The organism is Paenibacillus sp. J23TS9 (assembly GCF_018403225.1).
Taxonomy (GTDB): Bacteria; Bacillota; Bacilli; order Paenibacillales; family Paenibacillaceae; genus Paenibacillus_AQ.
The window spans coordinates 383,474-407,894 of sequence record NZ_BOSG01000001.1; the positions used below are offsets into that span (position 1 = coordinate 383,474).

Annotated in this window: 27 protein-coding genes and 1 tRNA gene; 20 read left to right on the forward strand and 8 right to left on the reverse strand. The window is 47.3% G+C overall.

Annotation, left to right across the window (positions count from 1 at the left end):
* Positions 1-12: 12 nt before the first annotated feature.
* On the forward strand, positions 13-915 hold the full coding sequence (locus KJS65_RS01845) for a sensor histidine kinase (protein WP_244864347.1): 903 nt from the start codon (positions 13-15) through the stop codon (positions 913-915).
* Between the two features lie 195 nt (positions 916-1,110).
* Here the strand turns inward: KJS65_RS01845 and KJS65_RS01850 are convergent, their stop codons facing one another.
* The gene (locus KJS65_RS01850) at positions 1,111-2,463 is read right to left on the reverse strand and encodes an MATE family efflux transporter (protein WP_213648319.1); all 1,353 of its coding nucleotides are present in this window, start codon (positions 2,461-2,463) and stop codon (positions 1,111-1,113) included.
* Positions 2,464-2,600: 137 nt separating this feature from the next.
* On the opposite strand from KJS65_RS01850, the gene KJS65_RS01855 reads away from it, so the two are divergent.
* Positions 2,601-3,287 (forward strand): TetR/AcrR family transcriptional regulator, encoded by a 687-nt coding sequence (locus KJS65_RS01855; protein WP_213648320.1) that lies wholly within the window; start codon positions 2,601-2,603, stop codon positions 3,285-3,287.
* Between the two features lie 108 nt (positions 3,288-3,395).
* Here the strand turns inward: KJS65_RS01855 and KJS65_RS01860 are convergent.
* A tRNA-Val gene (locus KJS65_RS01860) sits at positions 3,396-3,468 on the reverse strand.
* A 199-nt stretch (positions 3,469-3,667) separates the two neighbouring features.
* Between KJS65_RS01860 and KJS65_RS01865 the strand changes: the two genes are divergently transcribed.
* The 3 genes from KJS65_RS01865 to KJS65_RS01875 all read left to right on the forward strand — a co-directional run bounded on the left by KJS65_RS01865 (position 3,668) and on the right by KJS65_RS01875 (position 4,923).
* Positions 3,668-3,844: a hypothetical protein gene (locus KJS65_RS01865; protein ID WP_213648321.1), complete on the forward strand. Its 177-nt coding sequence runs from the start codon at positions 3,668-3,670 to the stop codon at positions 3,842-3,844.
* Between the two features lie 310 nt (positions 3,845-4,154).
* Positions 4,155-4,601: a GNAT family N-acetyltransferase gene (locus tag KJS65_RS01870; RefSeq protein WP_213648322.1), complete on the forward strand. Its 447-nt coding sequence runs from the start codon at positions 4,155-4,157 to the stop codon at positions 4,599-4,601.
* 82 nt (positions 4,602-4,683) lie between these two features.
* The gene (locus KJS65_RS01875; protein ID WP_136606438.1) at positions 4,684-4,923 is read left to right on the forward strand and encodes a DUF3892 domain-containing protein; all 240 of its coding nucleotides are present in this window, start codon (positions 4,684-4,686) and stop codon (positions 4,921-4,923) included.
* A 79-nt stretch (positions 4,924-5,002) separates the two neighbouring features.
* Here KJS65_RS01875 and KJS65_RS01880 read toward each other — a convergent pair whose 3' ends face one another.
* On the reverse strand, positions 5,003-5,740 hold the full coding sequence (locus tag KJS65_RS01880) for an MBL fold metallo-hydrolase (RefSeq protein ID WP_213648323.1): 738 nt from the start codon (positions 5,738-5,740) through the stop codon (positions 5,003-5,005).
* A 108-nt stretch (positions 5,741-5,848) separates the two neighbouring features.
* On the opposite strand from KJS65_RS01880, the gene KJS65_RS01885 reads away from it, so the two are divergent.
* The 3 genes from KJS65_RS01885 (at position 5,849) to KJS65_RS01895 (ending at position 7,173) form a co-directional block, all read left to right on the forward strand.
* Positions 5,849-6,043, forward strand: coding sequence for a hypothetical protein (locus KJS65_RS01885; RefSeq protein WP_213648324.1), 195 nt, complete (start codon positions 5,849-5,851; stop codon positions 6,041-6,043).
* A 207-nt stretch (positions 6,044-6,250) separates the two neighbouring features.
* Entirely contained in the window at positions 6,251-6,760 is a 510-nt protein-coding gene (locus tag KJS65_RS01890) for a stalk domain-containing protein (RefSeq protein ID WP_136607038.1), read from the forward strand.
* Between the two features lie 98 nt (positions 6,761-6,858).
* The gene (locus tag KJS65_RS01895; RefSeq protein WP_213648325.1) at positions 6,859-7,173 is read left to right on the forward strand and encodes a DUF1292 domain-containing protein; all 315 of its coding nucleotides are present in this window, start codon (positions 6,859-6,861) and stop codon (positions 7,171-7,173) included.
* 109 nt (positions 7,174-7,282) lie between these two features.
* Here the strand turns inward: KJS65_RS01895 and KJS65_RS01900 are convergent, their stop codons facing one another.
* Positions 7,283-8,758, reverse strand: a complete 1,476-nt coding sequence (locus KJS65_RS01900) for an aminotransferase class I/II-fold pyridoxal phosphate-dependent enzyme (protein WP_213648326.1) — start codon at positions 8,756-8,758, stop codon at positions 7,283-7,285.
* A 178-nt stretch (positions 8,759-8,936) separates the two neighbouring features.
* Here KJS65_RS01900 and KJS65_RS01905 point away from each other — a divergent pair, with 178 nt between their 5' ends.
* The gene (locus tag KJS65_RS01905) at positions 8,937-10,220 is read left to right on the forward strand and encodes an MFS transporter (RefSeq protein ID WP_213648327.1); all 1,284 of its coding nucleotides are present in this window, start codon (positions 8,937-8,939) and stop codon (positions 10,218-10,220) included.
* An 85-nt stretch (positions 10,221-10,305) separates the two neighbouring features.
* Here the strand turns inward: KJS65_RS01905 and KJS65_RS01910 are convergent, their stop codons facing one another.
* On the reverse strand, positions 10,306-10,929 hold the full coding sequence (locus KJS65_RS01910; protein WP_213648328.1) for a DUF1054 domain-containing protein: 624 nt from the start codon (positions 10,927-10,929) through the stop codon (positions 10,306-10,308).
* Positions 10,930-11,142: 213 nt separating this feature from the next.
* On the opposite strand from KJS65_RS01910, the gene KJS65_RS01915 reads away from it, so the two are divergent.
* Positions 11,143-11,739, forward strand: coding sequence for a hypothetical protein (locus KJS65_RS01915; protein ID WP_213648329.1), 597 nt, complete (start codon positions 11,143-11,145; stop codon positions 11,737-11,739).
* Positions 11,740-11,911: 172 nt separating this feature from the next.
* On the forward strand, positions 11,912-13,324 hold the full coding sequence (gndA, locus tag KJS65_RS01920) for an NADP-dependent phosphogluconate dehydrogenase (RefSeq protein WP_213648330.1): 1,413 nt from the start codon (positions 11,912-11,914) through the stop codon (positions 13,322-13,324).
* A 12-nt stretch (positions 13,325-13,336) separates the two neighbouring features.
* On the opposite strand, the gene KJS65_RS01925 is transcribed toward gndA, so the two are convergent.
* A complete protein-coding gene (locus KJS65_RS01925; RefSeq protein WP_213648331.1) occupies positions 13,337-13,651 on the reverse strand; it encodes a hypothetical protein in 315 nt (104 codons plus the stop codon).
* A 194-nt stretch (positions 13,652-13,845) separates the two neighbouring features.
* Here KJS65_RS01925 and KJS65_RS01930 point away from each other — a divergent pair, with 194 nt between their 5' ends.
* Positions 13,846-14,361 (forward strand): shikimate kinase, encoded by a 516-nt coding sequence (locus tag KJS65_RS01930; RefSeq protein ID WP_244864348.1) that lies wholly within the window; start codon positions 13,846-13,848, stop codon positions 14,359-14,361.
* Between the two features lie 99 nt (positions 14,362-14,460).
* On the opposite strand, the gene KJS65_RS01935 is transcribed toward KJS65_RS01930, so the two are convergent.
* Positions 14,461-14,766 (reverse strand): rhodanese-like domain-containing protein, encoded by a 306-nt coding sequence (locus KJS65_RS01935; protein ID WP_213648332.1) that lies wholly within the window; start codon positions 14,764-14,766, stop codon positions 14,461-14,463.
* Between the two features lie 128 nt (positions 14,767-14,894).
* Here KJS65_RS01935 and aroA point away from each other — a divergent pair, with 128 nt between their 5' ends.
* The 8 genes from aroA (at position 14,895) to KJS65_RS01975 (ending at position 23,562) form a co-directional block, all read left to right on the forward strand.
* Entirely contained in the window at positions 14,895-16,187 is a 1,293-nt protein-coding gene (gene aroA / locus KJS65_RS01940; RefSeq protein ID WP_213648333.1) for a 3-phosphoshikimate 1-carboxyvinyltransferase, read from the forward strand.
* A gap of 47 nt (positions 16,188-16,234) precedes the next feature.
* Positions 16,235-16,672 (forward strand): CoA-binding protein, encoded by a 438-nt coding sequence (locus KJS65_RS01945; RefSeq protein WP_213648334.1) that lies wholly within the window; start codon positions 16,235-16,237, stop codon positions 16,670-16,672.
* A 198-nt stretch (positions 16,673-16,870) separates the two neighbouring features.
* A complete protein-coding gene (locus KJS65_RS01950; RefSeq protein ID WP_213648335.1) occupies positions 16,871-18,757 on the forward strand; it encodes a glucose PTS transporter subunit IIA in 1,887 nt (628 codons plus the stop codon).
* The gene (ptsP, locus tag KJS65_RS01955; RefSeq protein WP_213648336.1) at positions 18,754-20,529 is read left to right on the forward strand and encodes a phosphoenolpyruvate--protein phosphotransferase; all 1,776 of its coding nucleotides are present in this window, start codon (positions 18,754-18,756) and stop codon (positions 20,527-20,529) included. Before KJS65_RS01950 ends, ptsP begins: the two co-directional genes overlap by 4 nt.
* Positions 20,530-20,758: 229 nt before the next feature.
* Positions 20,759-21,196: a hypothetical protein gene (locus tag KJS65_RS01960; RefSeq protein ID WP_213648337.1), complete on the forward strand. Its 438-nt coding sequence runs from the start codon at positions 20,759-20,761 to the stop codon at positions 21,194-21,196.
* A gap of 106 nt (positions 21,197-21,302) precedes the next feature.
* Positions 21,303-21,647, forward strand: a complete 345-nt coding sequence (gene ytxJ / locus KJS65_RS01965) for a bacillithiol system redox-active protein YtxJ (RefSeq protein ID WP_213648338.1) — start codon at positions 21,303-21,305, stop codon at positions 21,645-21,647.
* 93 nt (positions 21,648-21,740) lie between these two features.
* The gene (gene ccpA, locus KJS65_RS01970) at positions 21,741-22,751 is read left to right on the forward strand and encodes a catabolite control protein A (RefSeq protein WP_136607036.1); all 1,011 of its coding nucleotides are present in this window, start codon (positions 21,741-21,743) and stop codon (positions 22,749-22,751) included.
* 112 nt (positions 22,752-22,863) lie between these two features.
* Positions 22,864-23,562, forward strand: coding sequence for a 5'-methylthioadenosine/adenosylhomocysteine nucleosidase (locus KJS65_RS01975; RefSeq protein ID WP_213648339.1), 699 nt, complete (start codon positions 22,864-22,866; stop codon positions 23,560-23,562).
* A gap of 89 nt (positions 23,563-23,651) precedes the next feature.
* Here the strand turns inward: KJS65_RS01975 and KJS65_RS01980 are convergent, their stop codons facing one another.
* Complete coding sequence (locus KJS65_RS01980; RefSeq protein ID WP_213648340.1) at positions 23,652-24,284, reverse strand: GNAT family N-acetyltransferase; 633 nt, start codon at positions 24,282-24,284, stop codon at positions 23,652-23,654.
* Positions 24,285-24,421: the final 137 nt, after the last annotated feature.

The following is a 24,421-nucleotide window of genomic DNA, read 5'->3' on the forward strand; positions in this document are numbered from 1 at the left end:
GGTGAAGGCGGCTTGATCTATATCGTTGCGGCTGTAAGTCTTATAGCTATTACTGCTCTCATCCGCTTGTATATGTTGAAGAAAGAAATGAAACAAATTCATCGTCAGCTGTATGATTACAATCAAGGATTAACTGAAAAGAAAGTCGATCTTCGTTTTTTTGAACGAGATCTTGAGCAACTGGCCATCGAAATCAACAACCTTATGGATTTGGTAGCGGAGGCGAAAGCGCTTAGAAGACGGACGGAGCATGAACTGAAACAGAGTATTTCTCATATTTCTCACGATCTGCGCACGCCATTAACATCCATTCTCGGCTATATTCAGCTCTTGGAATCGGATCAGGTGACTGATGAAGAGAGGCGGGAATATATATCGATCGCTAAAAGTCGTACGAAACGGCTGCAGGTATTGCTGAACGATTTTTTTGAATTATCCGTCATAGAATCGATGGATTACGAGTTAAAAACGGTGAAAGTAAACATGAACGTCCTGGTTCCTGAAATATTACTGGGATTCTACGACAGGTTTAACGAACGCAAAGGGGAAGCCGATATTCAACTTACCGAAGAAAGCATTCTCTTGACTGCAGATGAGTCTGCCATCAAGCGCGTAATCGAGAATTTGATAACCAATGCGATCCATCATTCCGATGGGCCCATCTGGATCAATATGGAAAGGCACGAATCGACGGTTATATTGTCTATCCGAAACGCTGCTAATCACTTGCAACGAAGTGATATGAACAATTTGTTCGATCGATTTTATACAGCCGACCAATCCCGGTCGGGCAAAGGAACAGGCCTCGGATTAGCCATTGCCAAAAGTCTCATGGTCAAAATGAACGGAGAGCTGACCGCAGATTTATCCGAGAATCAAATTGTCATGAAATGCGTATGGAGATTGGATCACTAATACGGTAATTTGTCGATACAAATGCATCGGGATGGATATTCGTCTGTAGTCCCATAAACTGCCCCCTTGAGAGCGAATTGGAGGGAGCAGTTTCTTTTTATATTTAATGACAATACCCTATTCCGTCCATGTACCTAAAAAAAGGCAAGATCGGGGAGTGCCCTTATCCTGCCTTCTTATGTGTCATATATTTTCTTACTGCACTAAACTAGCCAAATCCGGCTGTAATCTGGTTCGCAGAACATACAGCATGATGGCACCGACAAGGAATGAGACGGCATCTGCAATGACGAGCGACCAGACAACCCCGTGGAAGCCGTTCATATGATTGGCGATAAACAATACAGGAATCAGAGTAACTCCTTGAATGATTGACATAATAAATGCGGCCGTTCCTTGCGCTGTTGCCTGGAAGATCCCCGTAAACAAAGTGGTCATTCCGGTAATGAACAAGGATAAGAACGTCACATGCAGAATGTAGCTGCCCATTTCGATTAAATGCGGGTCATTCGTAAATAAACCAATCAAGTGGTCTGAAATCAGGTAGACGATGACGCCGAACACGACGGCTAATGCCACAATCGTTTTGATCGTAAATCCAATGGTATGCTTCATGCGCAATTTATTCGCTGTAAAAGAGAAGGCAATAAGCGGCACGACTCCCTCGCATAACCCCATCAGAATAAACTCAGGAAATTGCAATAAACGTGATGAAATTCCGTAAGCCGCTACGGCCGGGTCCCCATATTCAACAAGAAAATGGTTAAAGATAAGCGACATGGCACCCAAAAAGATACTCATAATAAAAACGGGAACACCGATTTTGAATACATTGCTCAGAATGTCCTTGGTAGCCTTGAACCATTTTACGGATACAGTTAAGAATTGGCTCTTAGTTCCCATATGGAAGGCGTAGAATACACTCGCAACCAAGTTCGAAATGACTGTAGCAGACGCGACGCCGATCACGTCCCAATGGAACACGAAAATGACTAACGCATCGAGAATAATATTGACGATAACACTGAGAATCATACCGATCATTGACGTGATGGCTGCCCCCTCAGAGCGCACGATATTCTCCAGCGTGAAGAATAATACAACGACTGGTGAACCCATAAGCATAACCGTGACATAATCCTTCGTAAATCCGAAGGACTCAGGCGTGGCCCCCAGGCCATGAACGATTGGATCGATCAACGGGAGGCCGACGGCCAGCACGATAAGACCGAGAACTAAGCTGCTGTAAAAGGCGAATGAAGACACATGCTTTACGTCATCATATTTTTTCTCTCCCAGCAAACGGGAGATGAAAGTACCGCTACCCATGCCAATCAAATTGCCCAGCGCCATAATGATCGCGAATAACGGCAAGGTTAGCGCCAATGCGGTTAACATGGCCGTATTGTGGAGCGTACCAAGGAAATAGGCATTCAAGATGGAATAGATGACACTCAATGACGTGCCTAGCATCATCGGTACAGCAAAGTGAGCTACGGCTTTTGCGACCGGTGCCTTTTCAAAGTAATGGAGGTTTTCTGCATCCATGTGGGTCACTACTTTCTTTATTTATTTTGGCGTTAATCTAACGGTGTTAGGTTGTGCCTTACAGTGTTAGATGATATCATGAACCTATGAACCTGTAAAGCATAAACTTACACTGTTAGATAAAAGGGCGGATACCGATGAAAAAACAGCAGCCTCAGATTTCGGAGGATAAGATTTTGGAAGCCTCGTGGGAGCTTCTTGCGGAGGAGGGTATCGAGAAATTCAGCATGAGACGATTGGCCGTCAGGCTAGGGATTCAGGCTCCCTCTCTATACTGGTACTTTAAGAGCAAGCAGAATCTCTACCAGCGTCTGGCCAACCAGATATCGAAAATCATTCTGGAGGAGTACCACTCCGGGGGGGACTGGAAGGAGCAATTGAAGGGGCTTGCGGTAACGGTGCGAAGCGTGCTCGGCCGGTATCCTTGCTCCACGCAGCTCATGATGTCGACGCTGCCCCACGAACCGGACATCATCCGGTTCACCAACCGTATGCTGCTTTGCGTGGAATCGACGCCGCTCGAGCAAGAGCAGAAAATGCAAGTGGTTCTTACGCTTATGAATTATGTCTTCAACTTCGTTCTGGATGATTATGAGCACCAGCGCAATGTTTCTGCGATTCTTAAGGACCAGGGATCGGAAGCGCTTCCGGGTGAGGGGATGATTCGCCTTTTGGATTCCATGAGCGAGACGGATGCGGGACTATTCCGGAGAATGTTCACGAACGGGCTGTTCGTACTGATGGGGACCGACGAGGCGTTCGAGTTCGGCTTGAAGCTGATTCTGTTAGGGATTGAGCAGGTGATAAAGGAGCAGGAGAAGTAGAACGTAAAAAACCGCTCATCCGATTAATGGATGGGCGGTCATAAAACATTGAAAAAACATAATTTGAACAAAGAAAAAAGCCCTTGATAATCAAGGACTTTTTCTGTATGATCTGCAGTGGGCTCGAACCACTGACCCCTACCCTGTCAAGATAGTGCTCTCCCAGCTGAGCTAGCAGATCAAATAGGGCAATTAAGGATATTTAATATCTTATCAGCGAGCAGAATGGGTGTCAATTGTTTTTTTACTTTAGGACGAATACATAACAGCATGACTAGAGAAAATGGCAAGGAATAGACCTGTTTTCAGTTAATAGAGTGTTAAAAACAGGTAAAAGCGTTAAAAATATCAGATATACCGACTTAAAGGAGTGGCATGATATGCCCAAAAAATTGTGGTTTGGAGTCCTGGGCTGCTGTCTGTTCGCCATGCTGGCAGGCTGTTCAGGAAATCAGTCCAAAGCAAACAGTGGTTCAAGTTCCCCGGTCATGAAAGATGTCTACGACCAGTCGGTCTCGGGTGACGTTTACTCCAAAGGACAAATCTCACCCCCTTAATTTCAAAACATCTTTCATAAAAGAAAGAGAGTCAGCGTTTTTGCTGACTCTCTCTTTTATTCTTCATCCCACTTGCGGGAATACCCTTTTTTCGTTACATAAACAAAGGAATAGATCAATGCAGCAGCCATGACTGCACAAATCACAATAGTGGCTCCCATACCCATTTTTGTACATTGACTCCTCTCCGTATTGAATAACATACTGCCTAAACTATACATGAAAATCTTTTTTTTGTATAATAATTCAACCGTGTGTTTACGGAAAAATCAGTCTTATGTATACTGAACGACGAAAGTGAGGGCTCATCATGGCTGCCGAAATCATTAATGTAACGACCAAAGATCAGCTGCAGTTTGGTCTGAATATCCGCAAAAAAGTGTTTGTCGAGGAACAGAAAGTTCCCGTTGACCTCGAAATCGACGAGTATGATGTGATTAGTGAAGATGTGCATCATATCCTTGTACAGAATGAAGATGGTGAATATGTCGCTACAGGGCGTTTGATTTATTACAACAATGAAACAGCCAAAATGCAGCGGATCGCCGTGCTTCAGGACTACCGTAAAGGCGGATATGGACGCATTCTGCTGATGGCGATGGAAAAACGTGCAAGAGAGCTCGGACTGGCTTACTCCATTCTGGATGCTCAGTGCCAGGCAGAGAACTTTTATGCGAAACAGGGCTATGAGACCATTTCAAAAGAGCCGTTCGATGACGCCGGAATTCCACATGTCCGCATGAAAAAAACCTTGTAAGCCGAATAGCGGCATGGATGTCAGGGGATGCTATTAAAAGCCCATATGATGGGTATCTCACCTGACAAAGGAGCGGATTACAATGGGAACTGCAGGCCGTGAGCAATTTATCGCTGTGCAAAAGAACGGTGACGGGGACTTGACCGCCTTCAAAACTTCTTCGGGACGCGTACTTGGTTACGATGAGGCGCTGCAGGAAGTAAAAGCTGGTGCGATTGCCGGTGTCAATGTGTTCAAGGGAAGAGACGGAGGCATGTATATCCGTGGTGACGCGGACGGAGATCCTTCGAATAATTTGGATCAGCTGCCTCGTTTTGAATAGCATCACATCCAAAAGCCGGCAACAAGCATATTCTGCTTGTTGCCGGCTTTTTTGAACATCCAGGCTCAGCGCTTAGTCTTTACAGGGAATAGGAGCGGCCCTGCTCGATAAAGTTCATTTCCGCTGTTTTGCCATGATATTCATCCTTGTTATCTCCATAATGCATTAAATATGTAATCCTTCGGATATCCTCGGGCAATTTCATCAGCTCATCCAGCGTGGTATGAACCTCACCGCGGCCTTCAAGCTGGCAGTCATGGAAAATCATGCTGCAGCTCCGTTTCTCCACGAGATATTTCAGCAGCTCCGGATTGTATATCATATCAGAGCTGTAGAAAATGTGATTATTTAAATACATCGAATAGCTCTTTTTTTCGGGGATATGCTCGGTAGGAATCAGTTCAAGACGGATATGCTCCGATATGGAGTACGGCTCATTGGGTGTCAGCGGGCATACCTCAAATAAATCCTCTAAAGAGGCGATTTCACCCGCCTGATACAATCCGCCCTTCAGGGAGTGCTCCCAGAGGATCGAAGTCAGGGATTCGGCGATATAGAGCTTGATTTTCCGTTGGAAGGTAAATTTCATTTTAAAGGCAAGCTCCTCCAAACCACCCACATGATCCGCATGGATATGGGTGATGAGCACCGCGTCCACGTCGGCAAAGGATTTGTTCAGCTGGTGAAGCGCAAGCGGAGCTGTTACCCCGCAGTCAATCAACAGTGTGAAATCACCGTCCTTCAGCAGGGCGTTGTTGTTAAAATACTTTTTGGCAAAGGCACTGCCGGTTCCAATCATCTGTAGTTCTAAATTCATTAGAAGCACCTCCTGATGTGATGTGTTATTCATTATATACCACGGTTCCACATTGTTATAAATCCCCATACAATGCACCATAGGCTTTTAGGAAATGGGGATGGAGACATGGTCAAGTCTAAGGGTAAGAAACCGTCGCAGGCCAAAAGCGAAAAAGTGCATAAAGGCATGAGATTGGTCACTTCACAGGTATGCGAGGTTTGCAAAACGCCTTGTGCACGAGGAATGGCTTATGCAGCCCGTATGAGAGAGCCGGGGGCCATTGGCAAAGGTGTACCTTGTATTTTAACTAAAGTGAAATAACCTTCGCTCTCTTTAAAAAACCTGCGCGAATTTGAGCAGGTTTTTTACTTTTAAGAAATGAAAAAAAATCCACAATGAATGTAAGGATTGACCGCAACTTGCAAACTCACATTTCGTATATACATACAACAGCATGAAGGAAATGGAGGGGATTTACGGGTGAGAAATTGGAAAAAGATTTTGATATGTGTTTTTGCCTTTTCTCTGATGGGCGGCTCCGTCATGTTCGCGGACTCCGTATCCCAGAAAATCAGAGTTTGGATGAATGGTCAGGAAGTACAGGATGGCGGCTTTGTAATTGACGGCAAAACTTATGTTCCTATCCGGGAATTTAATGGTGTGGTCGATTGGGATGGAGATGCCAATAAAGTGAAGTTCATCAAGCCGAACGTACATATTTTCTTATTTAAAGGCGATACCGTCTTTGGCAATGTCAATAAGGGCAAGCTGAAATTCAATGTATTTTCTCAGGTGGACAGCCTTTCTGAGCATGTTACCGCCGTTAAAGTGGCAATTACGGATCCGTCAGGCAATGTTAAGGATATCCAGTCACAGAACCTCGGTAGCGACCAACAGGATAATTTTTGGTTCCGGACGTATGATTTCACGTATGATTTTAAAATCGCAGGAAAATATAAGGTTGGGTTTTACGTGAAAGCTTCGAAAAATGTTGACTATGAATTGGTATCCGAGAAGGTCATTACAGCCTTGAATTAATGGGTCTAAGCTTGCTGCAAAAGGATAAATTGACCAGGGCTTGGCTACGTGATACGATACGAAGGTATGACTATATAACCTAAAGCGAGGTTTTTGTAATGAGCGATCACAACCACGTGCATGACGAAAATTGCAATCATGATCACGACCATGAGCATGAGGAATTTGTTCTGACTTTGACTGACGAGCAAGGAAACGATGTGGAAATGGTTCTTGTCGAAACATTTGATGTTGGCGAGAGAATGTACGCATTGCTGCTTGAGCGTGAAAATCCAGAAGCGGACGGCATTATTCTGCGCGTTGAGGAAGAAAACGACGAAATGATGCTTTACAATATTGAAGACGAGCAAGAGTGGAATGAAGTTGAAGCGGCTTACAATGAGCTTGTAGCTCAGCAGGATTCCGAAGGCTAAAATATTTTCCATAACTAAAACCCGGAACCACATATGTGGTTCCGGGTTTTTTGTTATGTTTAAACAATTTGTATGTTTTTTCTTATTGCTGAAGCCTTAGGCGCCCAGATTAGAAAATCGCATCGGTTTCAACGATAACCTTCACATTTTTGATGTAACGATCCTCGGGACCTTTAACCGGAAGTCCAACATCAACATGGTCTACGATGTAGTCGATATTGTCTTGGGAAATGACTTCACCCGGCAGCAGGATTGGAATACCCGGCGGATAGACATAAATGAACTCGGCAATGATCCGTCCCGCGGATTCCTTGAAAGGAATCACCTCGGTGTCTCCGTAAAATGCATCTCTTGGAATAAGGGAGAGCTGAGGAATCTCAGGGATCTTAACAATAAGCTCATTAGCTGTATTTACATTATAGAACGTTTCCGCAAGCTCCCGCAGAGCGGTCAGCAATATCGATAGCGTTTCTTCGTTGTCACCTGGGGTTACCAGGCAGAGGATATTGTACATATCACTCAGCTCGACCTCGATATTGTACTTTTCGCGCAGCCAGTTTTCCGTTTCATATCCGGTAATGCCCAAATGGCGGACATGGATTGTCAGCTTGGTCGGATCATAGTCAAATGTGGCTTCGCCTCCGAGAATTTCTTCTCCGAAACAATAAAGTCCTTCGATTTCATTAATGGTACGGCGTGCATTTTGGGCGAGATTAATCGCCTTTTGTGCCATATCATGTCCATGAATTGCCAGATTCCGTCTCGACGTATCCAGAGATGCGAGCAAAATATAGGAAGTCGATGTTGTCGTCAGCATACTGATAATCGTCTGAACGCGCTGCGGGTTAACAAACCCGTTTTTTATATTGAGATTGAGCACGGAGCTCTGCGTCATGGAGCCTCCAAGCTTGTGCACACTGGTCGCAGCCATATCAGCCCCGGCTTCCATAGCGGACATCGGAAGATCCTGGTGGAAATGAATGAGCACGCCATGAGCCTCGTCTACGAGGACAGGCACATGCCGACTATGGGCAAGATCCACAATTTCTTTCAAATTCGCGCATACGCCAAAATAGGTCGGGTTAATCACCAATACTGCTTTGGCATCCGGATGGCGATCCAAGGCGCGTTGAACGGATTTTGTCGTAATGCCATGATCGATACCCAGGTTCTCATCCCGTGCTGGAGATACGAATACCGGCTTGGCACCGGAGAATATAATGGCGGACATAATCGACTTGTGCACGTTGCGTGGCACGATGATTTTGTCCCCGGGCGAGCAAATGGACAAGATCATGGTCATAATGGCACCGCTTGTCCCCTGTACGCTGAAATAAGTATAGTCTGCGCCAAATGCGTCGGCGGCAAGCTTTTGGGCTTCTTCAATGACACCTGTCGGCTGATGCAGATCATCCAGCGGCGCAATATTAATCAAATCTATGGATAGGGCGTTATCACCTATAAACTCTCTGAATTCGGTGTCGGTTCCCATGCCCTTCTTGTGTCCGGGAATGTGAAATTGTACGGGATTGCTGGCCGCGTGTTCCTTCAGAGCAGTAAATAGCGGCGTACGGCGGTGGTCCATTTTATGCTGTCACAACCTTTCGTCTGTTAAAATTACAAGGATGAGTATAGCAAAATGGGGGGCGATTGCAAGCGTGCATTTCGTCAAGGGTGAAAATATGGAAGGAATTCGGGGTACATTATAAATAAGTGTCGTTCCAAGAGATGCTTTGTAAACACGAGTAGAGGATGTGAAAAAGATGCCACAAGCAACAGGAGCAGCTGCCGTTAGACGGCTCAGATCCCCATTTTTTGTCGGACTGCTCATTATCCTATTTCTAGTTGAGTTTATGAAAGGCTCGCTGCTCGTGGCTGTGCTGCCCGTATATATGAAGAACTCGCTCGGGTTGTCGGCACACACGATCGGAATTGCATTTTCGCTGCAGTACATAGGTGATAACCTCTTTCGGAGTCCCTTTGGCTGGATCGGAGAGAGGCTAGGGTACCGCAAAACGATGGCGGGTGCATTGCTGATGACAGTTATTGCTGTAAGCATTATTGCGTTCTCCTCCGGTGCCTTTTGGCTGGCGATTGCATGCTTTATTCTTGGGCTCGGCACGTCTCCGCTGTGGCCTACCGCGATGACGGGGACTACGGAAATATCGGGGCCAAATAACAGCAACGGGCAGGCGATGGGTACACTTGAAATGGCTTCACTGGCAGGTACGGGATCCGGACCGATCGTCATGAACTTTCTTATGGATCGAACCGATAAAAATTATCACACCGCTTTTCTGATTTTAATCGGGGTAGGAATTATCCTGGTGCTGGTGGCTCTAATGCTGCCTTCTAAAGTCAGGATTCCGATTCAATCGGCGGCTGCGTCTGCGTCGGAAGCGGGCAAAGGTTTTTTTTCGGTTATGGGACATAAGCTCGGTCATCTGATTGGCAGCGTAAAAAAAACGCTGTATGAGGTTAAGAATACACTGAAGGTGAGCTGGATGGTTTATCCTGCGCTTTTCCTCCAGTCCTTTGTGATCGGGCTTCTCAGCCCTGTAATCACGTTATATGTGCAAAATGAGCTTCATATTTCACCTAATATGTACAGTCTGCTGCTGGTCGCAGGTGGAGGGATTACGGTACTTGCTCTGATTCCATGCGGAAAATTGATCGACCGATTCGGTACGAGACCGTTCTTGAATAGCGGTTTTCTGCTGGCTGCGATCTCGCTAAGCATATTCTCAATGGTGCATTCCCTTGTCTTGGTGTTTGTATTTGTATGTATTATCGGTGTCAGCTACGCGATGATTTTGCCTGGATGGAATACCTTTGTGTCTCATCTGATTCCGGAAGGCGAGCGCGGTGCCATATGGGGATTTTTCCTCACATTACAGGGGTCGGGCATGGTCGTGGGGCCGATTGTATCGGGTCAGCTGTGGGACCGCCTTGGCCATTCTTCACCGTTTCTGGCAAGCGCGATCGTTATGGCCATGCTGTTCGTCATCCACTTTATTCTCTCACGCAGAATGAAGCCAGCTTTATGAGAAGCCTGGAAAAGTGGCCGCATCAAAAAAAGCTGTACCAGGTTCCGGAATGAACCGGCCGGGTGCAGCTTTTTATTTTCGGATATTAAAATGCCATTTTATAAAGCGGCAGCAGCTTCTCAAATGTGGATTGGATAACGGAGATGAGCTCCGGTCCGTTTTCGAGAACCGCTTCACCTTTAGGAATACGGAGTCCGCACAGCACTTCGGATTTTTTAACTTTCTCCAGCTTTTCAGCCATCTGCGAGAAATCCTTGATGCTCATGTCAGCATGCGGGGTAAAGCCCGGATCCATATGGTCCATGGACCAATAAAACTCCTTCGGCAGGCTTTTTTTCACCTTGCTGTGGTTTTTCACCAAATGCTTGGCAAAGATCGCCTTATTTGAGCTTTCGTAGATAACCGCAAAAATGATAAACAGGTGGGACTCGAACATTCCAACCTGGAAATGTGGCAGTGCTTTATACCCTCTTTTGCTCGCGGCCCAGGCTACCCAGGTATCATTGGGCGGATTAATGGTTCGGCGGGCATGCTTGGCTACATGGGGAAACATTTCTTCTCCGCAAAGGGCGGAAAGGTATGGGGCGATCTCGCCTCCCAGCGTTTCAAGCTTCGGTCTTACGTTGGCTATCAAAGCCTCCATCCGAGGCTCAAGTCCGGGTACTGTGAATACTTCAAAATCCTGCGAATTAAAACCTTCAAACGGCATGCTGCGGCCTCCTATGTTCAAGTGCTGTGTAAAGTTTGTCCTATTATAGCATACCCTGCTGCCTGTTTGGCGACGATATGGAAAGGGTAAAAATAGTCAATAAACCAAGTTACCGTTACATAAGATAAAGTATAAAATAGAATAAAGCATTTAATCAATTTCCAATCGCAGATGTATTCGAATGAGCGGTCCAAAACTGAAGGAGGGAGTGCCGTGAACAAGAGCTATGAAGTGGAATACTGCAATCTGGAGCTTCGGTTTAACCGGCGGCATATTCAGGACCTGATTAAGGATTTAATTCAGGAAGGATATTCCCTGTACTGGAGCGAGAACGAATCATTATTCATCGTTTCCGTCAGAACGGGGCGCAAACTTGTCAAGCTGCGGTTTAATCGTACCAAAAACGGTTACAAAATGGTTGGGGATTATATCATACGGGATGCCAAATTAGCGGAGTGGATGGAAAAGTTAATCGAGGATACCCGCGGTCATGCCATTGTAAAACGGTTTAAAGACCGTCAAATCCTGGTGGAAAGCATTTTATTCGGCGAAGTAATCCGTTTGGTTGAAATATCCGGATACCAGCAAAGAGTGCTGTATCAAAAGGGGCCATTCATGACGGAGCAGGAGATTTCCAAGCTGTATTTTTCCACAGAGGGTGAAATGCGGATGATGCTGCTGCGGCTTGAGGTCGATGATGAGCTTGAACGGTTGCATGAAGCGCTTCAAAATGGAGATACCGAGAAGGCGGATGTATGTCGGCAGAAGCTCTCTGATCTATCCAAACAGCTGCTCATGCTTGAATGGTAATGTCCTGTTTGTACTACAATATAACAAAGTGATGGAAGCACCTCAGCTTAGGCGGGGTGTTTTGTCACGGTATCATTTGAAGACAGAGGGGTTCACTTTCACGCGTAAACACGCTAAAATAGGTGTATTCTTTTATTTATTAAAAATAAAGAGGTAAAGGATGGAGGACCATATGTCGAAGCAACAAATCGGTGTCATCGGCCTTGCGGTCATGGGCAAAAACTTGGCTCTCAATATTGAAAGCAGAGGCTTTACTGTTTCCGTATTCAACCGTTCCCCGGAGAAAACAGAAGCCCTTCTCGAAGAAGCGAAAGGCAAGAAACTGACTGGCACATTCTCCATTGAAGAATTTGTCGAGTCTCTGGAAAAGCCGCGCAGAATTTTGATCATGGTACAAGCCGGCAAAGCGACGGATGCTACGATCGATCAATTGATTCCGCATTTGGATCAAGGCGATATCATTATCGACGGAGGTAATGCTTACTTCCCGGATACACAACGCCGCAGTAAAATGCTTGAGGAAAAAGGCTTCCGCTTTATCGGCGCTGGGGTTTCCGGTGGCGAAGAAGGAGCTCTCAAAGGACCTTCCATCATGCCGGGCGGACCAAAAAGCGCTTATGAGCTGGTAGAACCGATCCTGACCTCCATTTCCGCCAAAATAAATGGCGAGCCTTGCTGTACATATATCGGGCCGGGCGGTGCCGGTCACTATGTTAAAATGGTGCATAACGGTATCGAGTACGGTGACATGCAGCTGATCGGTGAAGCTTACCATCTGCTGAAAGACGTGCTGAACCTCGGCGCGGACGAATTGCATGAGATTTTCAAAGACTGGAACAAAGGTGAGCTGGATAGCTACCTGATCGAAATCACTGCCGATATCTTTGCACAAAAAGATGAAGATACTGGCAAACCGATGGTTGACGTGATTCTAGACGCTGCCGGACAAAAAGGAACAGGAAAATGGACAAGCCAAAGCTCCCTCGATCTCGGGGTGCCTCTTTCCATGATTACCGAATCGGTATTTTCCCGTTTCCTGTCTGCCATGAAGGAAGAGCGCGTGGAAGCAAGCAAAATCCTGAATGGTCCTAATGCAGAAGCTTTCCAAGGTGATAAAGCCGAATTTATCGAAAATGTCCGCAAAGCATTGTTTGCGAGCAAAATCGTATCCTATGCTCAAGGCTTCGCGCAGTTGCGTGTGGCTTCCGATGAGTATGAATGGGATCTGAAATACGGTGAACTAGCTAAAATTTGGCGCGGCGGCTGCATTATCCGCTCCCGTTTCCTGCAAAACATCACCGATGCTTACGAGAAGGATGCCGGCCTCAAAAACCTGCTGCTTGATCCATTCTTCAAAGAAATTATTGAAAATTACCAAGGTGCTTGGCGTGCCACCGTATCTGCTGCTGTTAGCCGCGGCATTCCGGTTCCGGGCTTCTCCAGTGCACTGGCCTATTTCGATAGCTACCGTACAGAGAGACTCCCTGCGAACCTGCTTCAGGCTCAGCGTGATTACTTCGGTGCCCATACGTTCAAGCGTGTGGACAAAGAAGGCGTATTCCACCACAACTGGATTCAGGAATAGCAGGCAGATCGGTTAAGGCTCATCCTCATCATCTGGTGGGATAAGCCCATGCATGGCCTCCTGCAGGCAAGCGCGGATTTGTTCGTCCTGCGCTTGGCCGCTCGTGATGCGGCTCAGCAGAAGCAGTGCCGCATCACCGAAGTATTGAAAGTTTTGTAATATCCGTGGCTTAGAGAGTTCCAGTAAAGCTGGTTCTCCCTGAGCCACTTTTTGTTGTACATAATGCAAAACCCAAAGCATGTCTTCCCGGCAAAGAATATGCCGCGGATCCGTTATTTGCTTGATCCTGGCGGCCGTTTCGGGTGAATGGGTACGGGATTCTGGCATGGCGGATACATTCCACTCCTTACGAACTCCTGATTTTCATTTTTTCAATCCATATTACTAGATGTATATGATAGACTTGCGGAAAATAGACTTCGGTATCCCGTTAGAGAGTTTGCGAGATTGTCGAAAGATTTTGGCCTGTGTTATGATATGAAAAAGCTTGAGGATTACGAGGAAACAAAAGGGGTGTAGCGTTGAATCCTAGGAAAGAAAATATCATATTGATCGGAATGATGGGGACCGGCAAATCCACGGTAGGCGAAATATTAGCTCAGAAGCTGGGTTATACTCTTGTCGATCTTGATGCGGCAGTCGTTGCCAACGCGGGGTTGACGATTCCGGAGATGTTTGACCTTCATGGGGAGGCTTACTTCCGCGAAGCAGAAACGGCCATGCTCCAGAAGGTGCTGTCTTCAGGTGGACAGCAGATCTTAGCCACAGGCGGTGGGGCCGTGCTGCAGCCGCTCAATTGCGAGCTGATGGTAAATGGGGGGCTGGTCGTTGCACTGACAGCGCAGGCGGAAGAGATCATTGAACGGGTTAAGGGTGACAGCAACCGGCCGCTGCTGGCTGGGAATGCGGAGGAACGGATCCGGACCATACTTGAGGAACGGAAGCATGCTTATCAATTTGCCCATTTCACGGTGGAGACCGGAAATATGGGTGCGGATGAAGTCGCGCAGAAAATTTTAACGCATTACCGCGTCTAAGCCTTTTTGTGATAAGATATCAAATAGTTATACTTTTTTTGATAACCATCCCATAAAAAAATCGGCAAGCCCCTAAAAGGCCTGCCGATGAGTCACTGCTTAAGCTTCTTCGTCGTTCCACTGAAGCATGCCGCCAGTCATATTGGTGCATTCAATGCCATGCTGCTGCAGGAATTGGCAGGCTCTCATGCTGCGGCCGCCGCTGCGGCAAATCATGATGACTTCGCCTTCCTTAGGGATTTCATCCAGACGGTCCGGGATTTCTCCGAGAGGAATATGCTTGGCACCGCTGATCTTGCCCTGTGCAACTTCATCGTCTTCACGGACATCAATCATTTGCAGGGATTCACCTGCAAGAAGGCGCCGTCTAAGTTCGGATGGTTCGATTGTATGGATAGGTGTCATTAAGATAACCTCTTTTCAGATGTTTTAATATGCAATTATGTATATGATAACCAAGCTCTAAATGGGCTGTCAAATGAAGTGCATGCCGGTTAGAGCATAAATATATTAGAGAAGGAGACAAGGGGCATATGGATTTGATAGTAAAACCGACTCCACACTTAGAAGGGGAAATTGGAGCGCTTTCTTCCAAAAACTATACGACACGTTACCTGCTCGTTGCAGCACTTGCAGAAGGGACAAGTACAGTGTATTTTCCGGCCCACAGCGAAGACAGTGACGCGATGCGCCGCTGTATTCAAGATTTGGGGGCCGTACTCGTGGAGGATGAGGAGAAAGCGGTAATTACCGGGTTTGGCCGCCATCCACGTGATGTCAAAGAGCTGAATGTTGGAAATGCTGGCGCTGTTCTCCGCTTTTTGATGGGTGTGGCCTCACTTTGCCCTGACGTTACATTTGTGAATACATATCCCGACTCGCTGGGCAAACGTCCTCATGACGATCTGATCACGGCTTTGGGACAAATGGATGTTCAGGTAGAGCACAACAACGGCCGTCTGCCGATCCGCATTCAAGGCGGGCAGCCAAAGGGTGGCCAGATTAAAGTATCCGGATCTGTCAGCTCGCAGTATTTGAGCGCTCTGCTGTTTGTGACGCCACTGCTTGCAGAGGATAGTGAAATTGAAGTGCAGGGTGACCTGAAATCCAAGGTTGTGGTTGGACAGACGCTGGAAGTATTGGAGCAGGCAGGGATCGTTATTCATGCAAGTGAGGACTACATGCGATTCCGGGTTCCGGGCAACCAGTCATACCAAGCCAAATCCTACACCGTACAAGGCGATTATCCGGGTTCAGCTGCCGTGCTTGCAGCTGCAGCTGTTACACAGTCTGATGTGCTGATAAAACGTCTGCCTGCGGAGAGCAAGCAGGGCGAACGGGCTGTCGTGGATGTTCTGCGGATGATGGAGGTACCACTAACGCATGACAATGATGAGGTGCATGTCAGAGGTAACGGGAAATTGAAGGCGGTGGAGTTTGACGGTGACGCAGCAACGGATGCCGTGCTTGCGATGGTGGCTGCCGCAGTTTTCGCAGAGGGAACCTCGCGTTTCTATAATGTGGAGAATCTGCGCTTTAAGGAATGCGACCGTATTACCGATTATTTGGCTGAGCTGCGCAAAGCCGGAGCGAATGTGGAGGAGCGTCAGGCTGAGATTATCGTTCATGGTCGTCCCGAAGGTGTGGAAGGCGGTGTCGAAATCAATGCGCATTATGATCACCGCGTGATTATGGCGTTGACGGTTGTAGGTCTTCGCGCCAAGGAACCGCTGAAAATTAAAGACGCGCATCATGTGGCCAAATCCTATCCACAGTTCTTTGATCATATGCAGGCGCTTGGCGCCCAGGTAGAATGGGTAAAATAATTTCGTAGTGTAATTGCATACGTATATATGGAAAGGCGGGATGAAGCATGTCTTTTGAAAATCCGACTCGCGATGAAATTAGAAAGATTTTGGAAAATGCAGGGAATATAGCCGTTGTCGGCTTATCTGACAAAACGGACCGTACTTCATATATGGTCGCCCAGGCCATGCAAAGCCGCGGTTATCGAATTATACCGGTGAATCCTGCTGCGGAAGGAAAACAAATTCTGGGTGAAACCTGCTATGGATCGCTGAAGGATATTCCCGAACCGGTGGACATCGTCAATGTTTTCCGCAGAAGTGAATATTGTGCGGACGTGGCACGGGAAGCTGCTGACATTAACGCCAATGTGCTGTGGCTGCAGCTAGGCATCGTGAATGACGAAGCAGCAGCGATCGCGGAGCAAAACGGCATGAGAGCGATCATGGACCGCTGCATCAAAGTTGAAGAGGCTGTGACCCAGCCTGATCGATCAGGAAAATAGTAAGCATCCGTTTCCAAAAAGGTATCCCCGGATCGTGCATCAAACCGGGGATGCTTTTTTTTGCACGTGGGGGTGTTTTTTCTTTTTGACAAAATCTTGATGAAAGCTTACCATTTGAATTATGTGCGGATTTTGCAGGAATCGGCGAGCGTGAATTTTGCAAACTCTGATGTGTTTTTAGAAAGGAGAGTGCCTTTCTTGAATTGGCTCGGATCACTGCAGCAGCTCGGAAGAGCGGTAATACTGCCCACGATGGTGCTTCCATCGGCCGCCATACTGCTGAGCGTAGGCAGTCTTCCCTGGACCGCATGGGGCCTTCCTCACGTCGCTGAAGTGTGTACGTGGGCAGGACAGGGCATCTTTTATTTTCTCCCGTATCTGTTTGCGGTTGGCGTAGCCTGGGGACTGGCCAACCAGGCCGGACCCGCAGGACTTGCTGCGCTAGCAGGCATGTTCATTTACGACCAAATTACAAGGCATATGGGAAATGGCGATATTCAGCCTACCACCCTGATCGGCATTATATTCGGTATCTTATCAGGTGTCGCATATAACCGCTTCAAACATATCAAGCTGCCCGAAATCGTGCAGTTTTTTGGAGGATCAAGGTTTGTCCTGCTGTTTATGGGGCTTTTCTCGGCCGGATTTTCATGGTTACTGTTGTTCATTTCTCCGTTTCTGCAAAAGGGACTGAATGAACTGACACTAATGATGAGCCATCTGGGCGGCTTCGGACTGTTTTTATACGGTATTTTGTACCGGATTCTGACTGCATTTGGTCTGCATCATCTTCTCAACAATATTTTCTGGTTCCAGGTGGGGACTTATCAAACACCTTCCGGGAATATTGTGCAGGGGGATCTGCCGCGCTTTTTTGCGGGAGACCCGACAGCCGGGAATTTCATGGCCGGTCTGTTTCCGATTATGATGTTCGCGCTGCCGGCCATTGCCCTCGCCATCATACAGGAAGCGCGCGAGGATCTGAAGCCGAAGATTAAGAAGACTTTTTTGACGGCAGCGCTCGTATGCTTTTTAACAGGGGTGTCCGAGCAGATTGAATTTGCTTTTTTGTTCGCAGCGCCGTATCTGTTCATATTGCATGCGGTACTCTCAGGAGCAGCCATGTGGCTGACCTATGAGCTGGATATCCATCACGGATTTTCCTATTCAGCGGGGGCCATTGACTATTTCCTGAACCTGCATTTGTCCCATCACGCCTGGCTGCTGATTCCAATCGGCATTGGCTACGGCCTTGTGTATTATTTCTTATTCAGGTGGGCGATTCGAAGGTTCCAAATCCCGACGCCGGGACGCGAGGAAGGATCTACGCTTGAAGATTGGGCAGGCAGCATTCCATATCAGGCACCGCTGATCCTTGAAGCTCTGGGCGGAAAGGAAAACATCGTTCAGGTGGAATCCTGTATCACCCGGCTCAGACTTACCGTAAAAAACGACAGGATCGTGGACGGCAATGCCTTAAAACTCCTTGGTTCTGCAGGCCTTATCAAGCTTGGCGGAGGGAACGTGCAGGTTGTATTCGGTACTTATTCCGAGCTGATCCGTGAGGAAGTGAACAAGCTTATGCAGCGGGATCTGCCGCAGGTACTGTTCAGCGCTCCCGTGCAGGGCAAAATGCTTCCAATCGAGGAGGTTCCGGATCAAATATTTGCTGCCAAATTGGTTGGCGATGGCGTGGCTTTCATGCCGGATCGCGGAGAACTTGTCTCGCCTGTTTTTGGAACGGTTATGCATATTTATCCAACGATGCATGCTGTCGGCATTTCCACACCGGAAGGGCTGGAAGTACTGCTTCATATCGGTATTGACACCTCTCAGCTAAAGGGAGGACATTTTTCAGCAGTCGTTCAGGAGGGTGATCCGGTCGAACCGGGTCAGCTGCTTGTCAAATTTGATTTGGCGTATATCCGGGAACATGCTACATCTATAGCGACACCGATGGTTATTACGAATCCGGATCGTGTCAAATCCTGGAGCTTTGCTCCATTTAAAGCGGTTAAGAAGGGGCAAACATCAGTCATGTCCGTAGTATTACACGACAGAAATGTTGGGGGTTTGGAATCATGATACAAGGCATCGGAGCATCTGCCGGCATCGCAATTGGAAAAGCATTCGTTCTGCCAAACTGGGAATGGGATCTGCCTGAAACCGGTATAGACGCAGTCGATCTGGCCAGTGAGTTTGAGCGGCTGTATGAAGGGATACGCACCTCCAAAAACGAGATCGAATATATCAAGAATGAATTCCGGGATATTGTCGGAGAAGAGGAGTCCAGTATTTTTGATGCTCATCTGGCTATTCTGGACGATCCCGTGTTCATGAATGAAATTCAAGGGGTCATTGAGCGGCAGTATAAGGCTGCTGAAGTCGCAGTAAAGGAAGCTATCGATCACTTTGTCACCATGTTTGACCTTCTGGATGACGAATATATGAAAGAACGAGCCATGGACATCAAGGATGTCGGCAACCGACTGCTCAAGCATCTGCTGGGAGCTCCGGAGATTACGCTGCCGTCGGATACACAGCCCTATGTTCTTGTCGTCAAAGAGCTGACGCCTTCACAGCTTGCGCACTTGAATCCATCCCATGTTCTGGGCGTGGTTACGATGCTGGGAGGAAAAACATCGCATTCTTCCATTATGGCGCGGGCTCTCGGTATTCCGCTTGTCGCAGGACTTGAAAGCAAGCTGCCGACACCGATTCAAACGGGTGATCTGATCGTGCTGGATGGTGAATCAGGGCATATGTTCGTGAACCCTGATAAAAGTGTTGTCGAACAATTTGAATGCATGCGTACCGAGCAGCAGATGAAGAAGGAGCAGCTTGAACTACTCTCCGCGGTCGAATCCGTCACGAAAGATGGTACACAAATGCGCTTGTCAGCAAACATTAGCTCGGTTAAGGAGCTGGATGTGGCTGTGAAATATGGTGCACTTGGCGTCGGACTGTTCCGTACGGAGTTTCTATACATGGATCGTAGCACCTTCCCGTCGGAAGAGGAACAGTTTGAGGTATACCGGCAGGTCGTTCAGAAGATGGATCGGTGTTCGACGGTGATTCGGACGCTGGATATCGGCGGGGATAAACAGCTGGATTATTTCCCGCTTCCGCAGGAAGATAATCCTTTCCTGGGGTATCGTGCCATCCGGATCAGCCTGGAACGGCAGGAGCTATTCCAGACGCAGCTTACGGCTATTTTACGGGCGAGCGCGTACGGCAAAGTCAAAATTATGTATCCGATGATTTCATCGGTGGAGGAAGTCAGACAAGCCAATCAGATTCTCCACAGAGCCATGGCTGATCTGGACGCTCGGGGCATCGCTTATGATGCTGACATTCCAGTCGGAGTCATGATTGAGATCCCGGCTGCCGCGATGATTGCCGATCTGTTGGCGGAGGAGAGCGACTTCTTCAGCATAGGCACCAATGATCTGGTGCAGTATGTACTTGCCGTAGATCGGATGAACGAGCAGATTGCCCATATGTACCATCCGTATCATCCAGCGATACTTCGCATGCTCCGTACGATTGTAGATGCTGCTCGTAATGCGGGTATTCCCGTGAGCGTATGTGGTGAAATGGCTGGAGACGAGCGATCCATTCCGCTGTGGCTTGAACTTGGTGTTCATGATCTGAGCATGTCGATCCAGTCGCTGCTTCGGGTGAAGCACCGTATATTGAATACATCGGCTTTGGAAGCGTGCAGTACCGCACAGCAATGCTACAAGCTTGCGACCAGCACGGAAATTGAAAAGCTGCTGACAGACTTTAATGAATCCAGCCGGGTGGAGAACCAAGCGCGTAAGATGGATAAGGGGAAAGACAGTCACGTTTCATGAAACTAACGTTTTTGCATAATGAGGTCCACGGCATGCCATTGCATGCCGTGGGCTTTTTTTGTTTTTATTTTCATGCATAAAGGCATGAAGGAGATGGTCTTTTTGGTAAATAAAACAGCTAGCCTCGGGAGGAAGGAATCGGGGGAGGATGAGGCGAATATCAACAGCAACTGAAATATTGCGCTCATCTGAGTAGATAGATAGAAATCGTTGAGGTGGTAACATGTCCATGAAATGTAACTGCGAGCAAAATTTGAAGCTCGAGCTTCGCACAGTGATGTATACACGGAGTGTCATGATCCGTCATGTTCCGGTGCTTGTTTGCGACCACTGTTTAACTTATGAACTTATTCCTTCCATGAGACCCGACCTGAAGAAGTGCGTGGATCTGCTTGGTCCGGATCCTTCGAAAACCAGCTTTTCGCTGACCGACTATCATGAATTGGCCAATTTGGTATATGAAGTACTGGCAGATGGGGAATATTCCGAAGATAATGTAAACCGCAGGTTGGATTATGAGATTCAGGAACGCATCAACCTGCTTCTGGATTTATACAGAATGGCAGAAAGCCTGCAGGATGAGGCATGGTTTGAGGAAATACGGCTCAGGCTTTCGCAGCTGTCTGTAATTTTGCCGGAAATGAATGTATTTCATGCAGATGTTTGAAACATAAACGGTTTTCAGAATTATTTTCATAGTAAGTTGGATTTTTCACGAGCTTTTTGATACGATAGAGTAAGGATTTTAATCGAAAAAAGGGGATGTATATCAAATGGCGACGATGACCAAACTGACTACTAGCGACCAGCTGCAGACTGCATTGGAAGCCTCAAAAGATAAACCTCTGCTTCTTTTTAAACACAGCACGCGCTGTCCGATCAGTGCCGGGGCCCATCAGCAGGTAATGTCATACTTACAAAAAGAGCCAAACGAAGCGGTAGAATACGCTTTAATCCATGTAGTGGAGGATCGTCCGGTTTCGCTTGAAGCGGCGGATGTTCTCGGTGTTCAGCATGAATCCCCTCAGGTGATTCTGGTCAAAAATCAGGCGCCTGTCTGGCATACATCTCATTCCCACATTACTGTGGATGCTTTGAAGCAGCATTTAGAAAGCTAGTAAAGCGTTATCATTGCAGAATGCGACAATTTGTCGTATCATTATTTTAATGGGTTGACGAATGAAAATTTATTGGCAATGGAGAGAAGGAATTTGACGGTAACCATTTACGATGTGGCGCGTGAAGCAGGCGTATCGATGGCGACGGTATCGCGGGTTGTAAACAACAACCCCAACGTGAAGCCTCAGACCCGGAAAAAAGTATATGAAGCAATTGAACGTTTGGGATATCGTCCGAATGCAGTGGCAAGAGGTCTTGCGAGCAAAAAGACGACAACAGTCGGGGTCGTTATTCCCGATATCTCGAACTCTATTTTCGCTGAAATTGCCCGGGGTATTGAAGATATTGCCAACATGTACCACTATAATATTATTTTGTGTAACGCTGACAAGAAGAAGGAAAAGGAAATCCGTGTCATCAACACACTGCTCGAGAAGCAGGTGGACGGACTGCTCTTTATGGGCGGTACGGTAACAGAGGAACATATTCAGGCTTTCCAGACCTCTGCAGTTCCAATCGTGCTCTGCGCGACGCGGGATGAGAACGGGAATTATCCGTCCGTCGATATCGATCATGAAGCCGCGGCATACGATGCTGTTAATACGCTGATTCGTCATGGCCATCGTGAAATTGCGATGATCAGCGGCACGCTTCAGGATCCTGCGAATGGCTATTCGCGTTTTCAGGGTTACAAGAAAGCACTGGAGAATGCAGGTATTGAATACCAAGAGGACTTGGTTCGCATTGGCAACTACCGCTATGAATCCGGCGTAGAAGCGATGAAATATTTCCTTGGTCTGAAGAAGAAGCCAACGGCTGTCTTCGCAGCGACGGATGAAATGGGCATCGGTGCCATTCACAGCATTCAGGACGAAGGCTTGAAAGTGCCTGACGACTTCTCTGTCATCAGTGTCGATAATACACGTATGGCTTCCATGGTACGTCCTTTGCTTACTACGGTAGCACAGCCGATGTACGATCTTGGCGCAGTTGCAATGCGTTTATTGACCAAGCTGATGAAGAAGGAAAATGTGGACAACCCTCGGGTTATTTTGCCGCATGAAACGATTCTGCGCTTATCTGTAAGCCATGTGAACGAATAAGGAACAAAGTCTCTTGAACACGAGATGAGAAGGTTAAGATATACTGAAAAAAGCTCCTTACGGGAGCTTTTTTTAAGTCTGAAATCTATCATAATAAGGGAGAAGAGAAAACATGCCGGAAACGATCGGAATTATCGGGGCAATGGACGAAGAAGTTGAGCTTCTTCTGGCTGGAATGCAAAACGCAGAGACTGTCGATAAAGCGGGAATCCGTTATTACAAAGGTACATATCAGCATCAGGATATTGTCGTATGCAAATCCGGTGTTGGCAAAGTAAATGCAGCGGTAACCACGCAGATTCTGATTGATTCCCTCGGAGTATCCAAAGTGCTGTTCACAGGCGTGGCAGGCGCGGTTCACCCGCAACTGAATATTGGAGACATCGTTATTTCCTCCGAATGCCTGCAGCATGATATGGACGTGACTGCGCTTGGGTTTGAGCGTGGGGTTATTCCTTATCAGGAGGTATCGGCATTTCAAGCTGACCCAGCGCTCGTCGCTCTGGCTGAGAAGGCTTGCGGTGAACTGGGTGAGGTGAACTGCATAGTCGGCCGCGTACTGTCAGGTGATCAGTTCATCGCCAGTGTAGAGCAGGTTACCTGGTTCTATGAGCATCTGCAAGGTGCATGTGTGGAAATGGAAGGGGCATCTGTCGCTCAGGTCTGTTATATGAACAGAGTGCCTTTTGTCATCATCCGCTCTATGTCGGATAAAGCTGACGGCTCGGCGCACGCGAACTTCGCTGAATTTACCGTTGCTTCCTCACGCCGCTCCCATGCCATTTTGGATTATATGCTTTCGCATATTTAAGTTGATGGCTGTGCTATCTATCCGTAACGAAACAACTCCGGAAGAATCATTTCCGGAGTTGTTTTTATATTGTGATTATCTAGTAGGACTTAATACATAAAACGCTGCTGAAAACGAATTCGGTCAAACTGCTCCTTTGAGGAGATCGGGACGTCCCGTCCTATTCTGACCATCAAGCAGTTAGCCGGATGTGAGCATATTTCCGGATCATCTGTTGCGTACCAGACCATATCGACAACCTTCATGAGCCGTTCCATCATTTTACGGTAATCCCACACACTAAGACCGCTGGTCTTTAAATCCCAGTGCCAGTAGTATTCCGTCGTGAACACGATATATTGTTCCATCTGGCCATCCTCGAAGGCGGTTTTGATCATTTTCTGCCCTAGGCCAAGCGAGCGGTAGTCATTGGCGACCTCGATTGCTCCGAGCTCAATCAGATCCTTCATGCTGCCCTGGGACCAACGCTCCTGCTCGTCCGGATAATGGAAGGTAACATATCCGACAATCATATTTTCTTCCCGGGTTAATATGATTCGACCTTCTTCCAGACCCGCAATCTCAACGAGCGCTTTATGCTGCTCTGCCGGGCGGCGGAAAGCATCAAGATCGGGGTGCATGGTCAGTTCTGCTAATCTTCCGGGCGGCACCGGCCCCTCAATGACCAGGCAGCGCTCTTCAAGAGGTATGGTTTGTACATGGTACAGTTTAAGGTGTTCCATCTGGACGCTCCTTTCTGCTTCTAATCCTACTTATAGCAAAAAAACAAATAAATGAAAAGCGATGGCAGGAACTTTCATCCTATGCTATAATGATTTCTGACATAAAATAGCCACATCTTTTGATCTTTTTAACCATC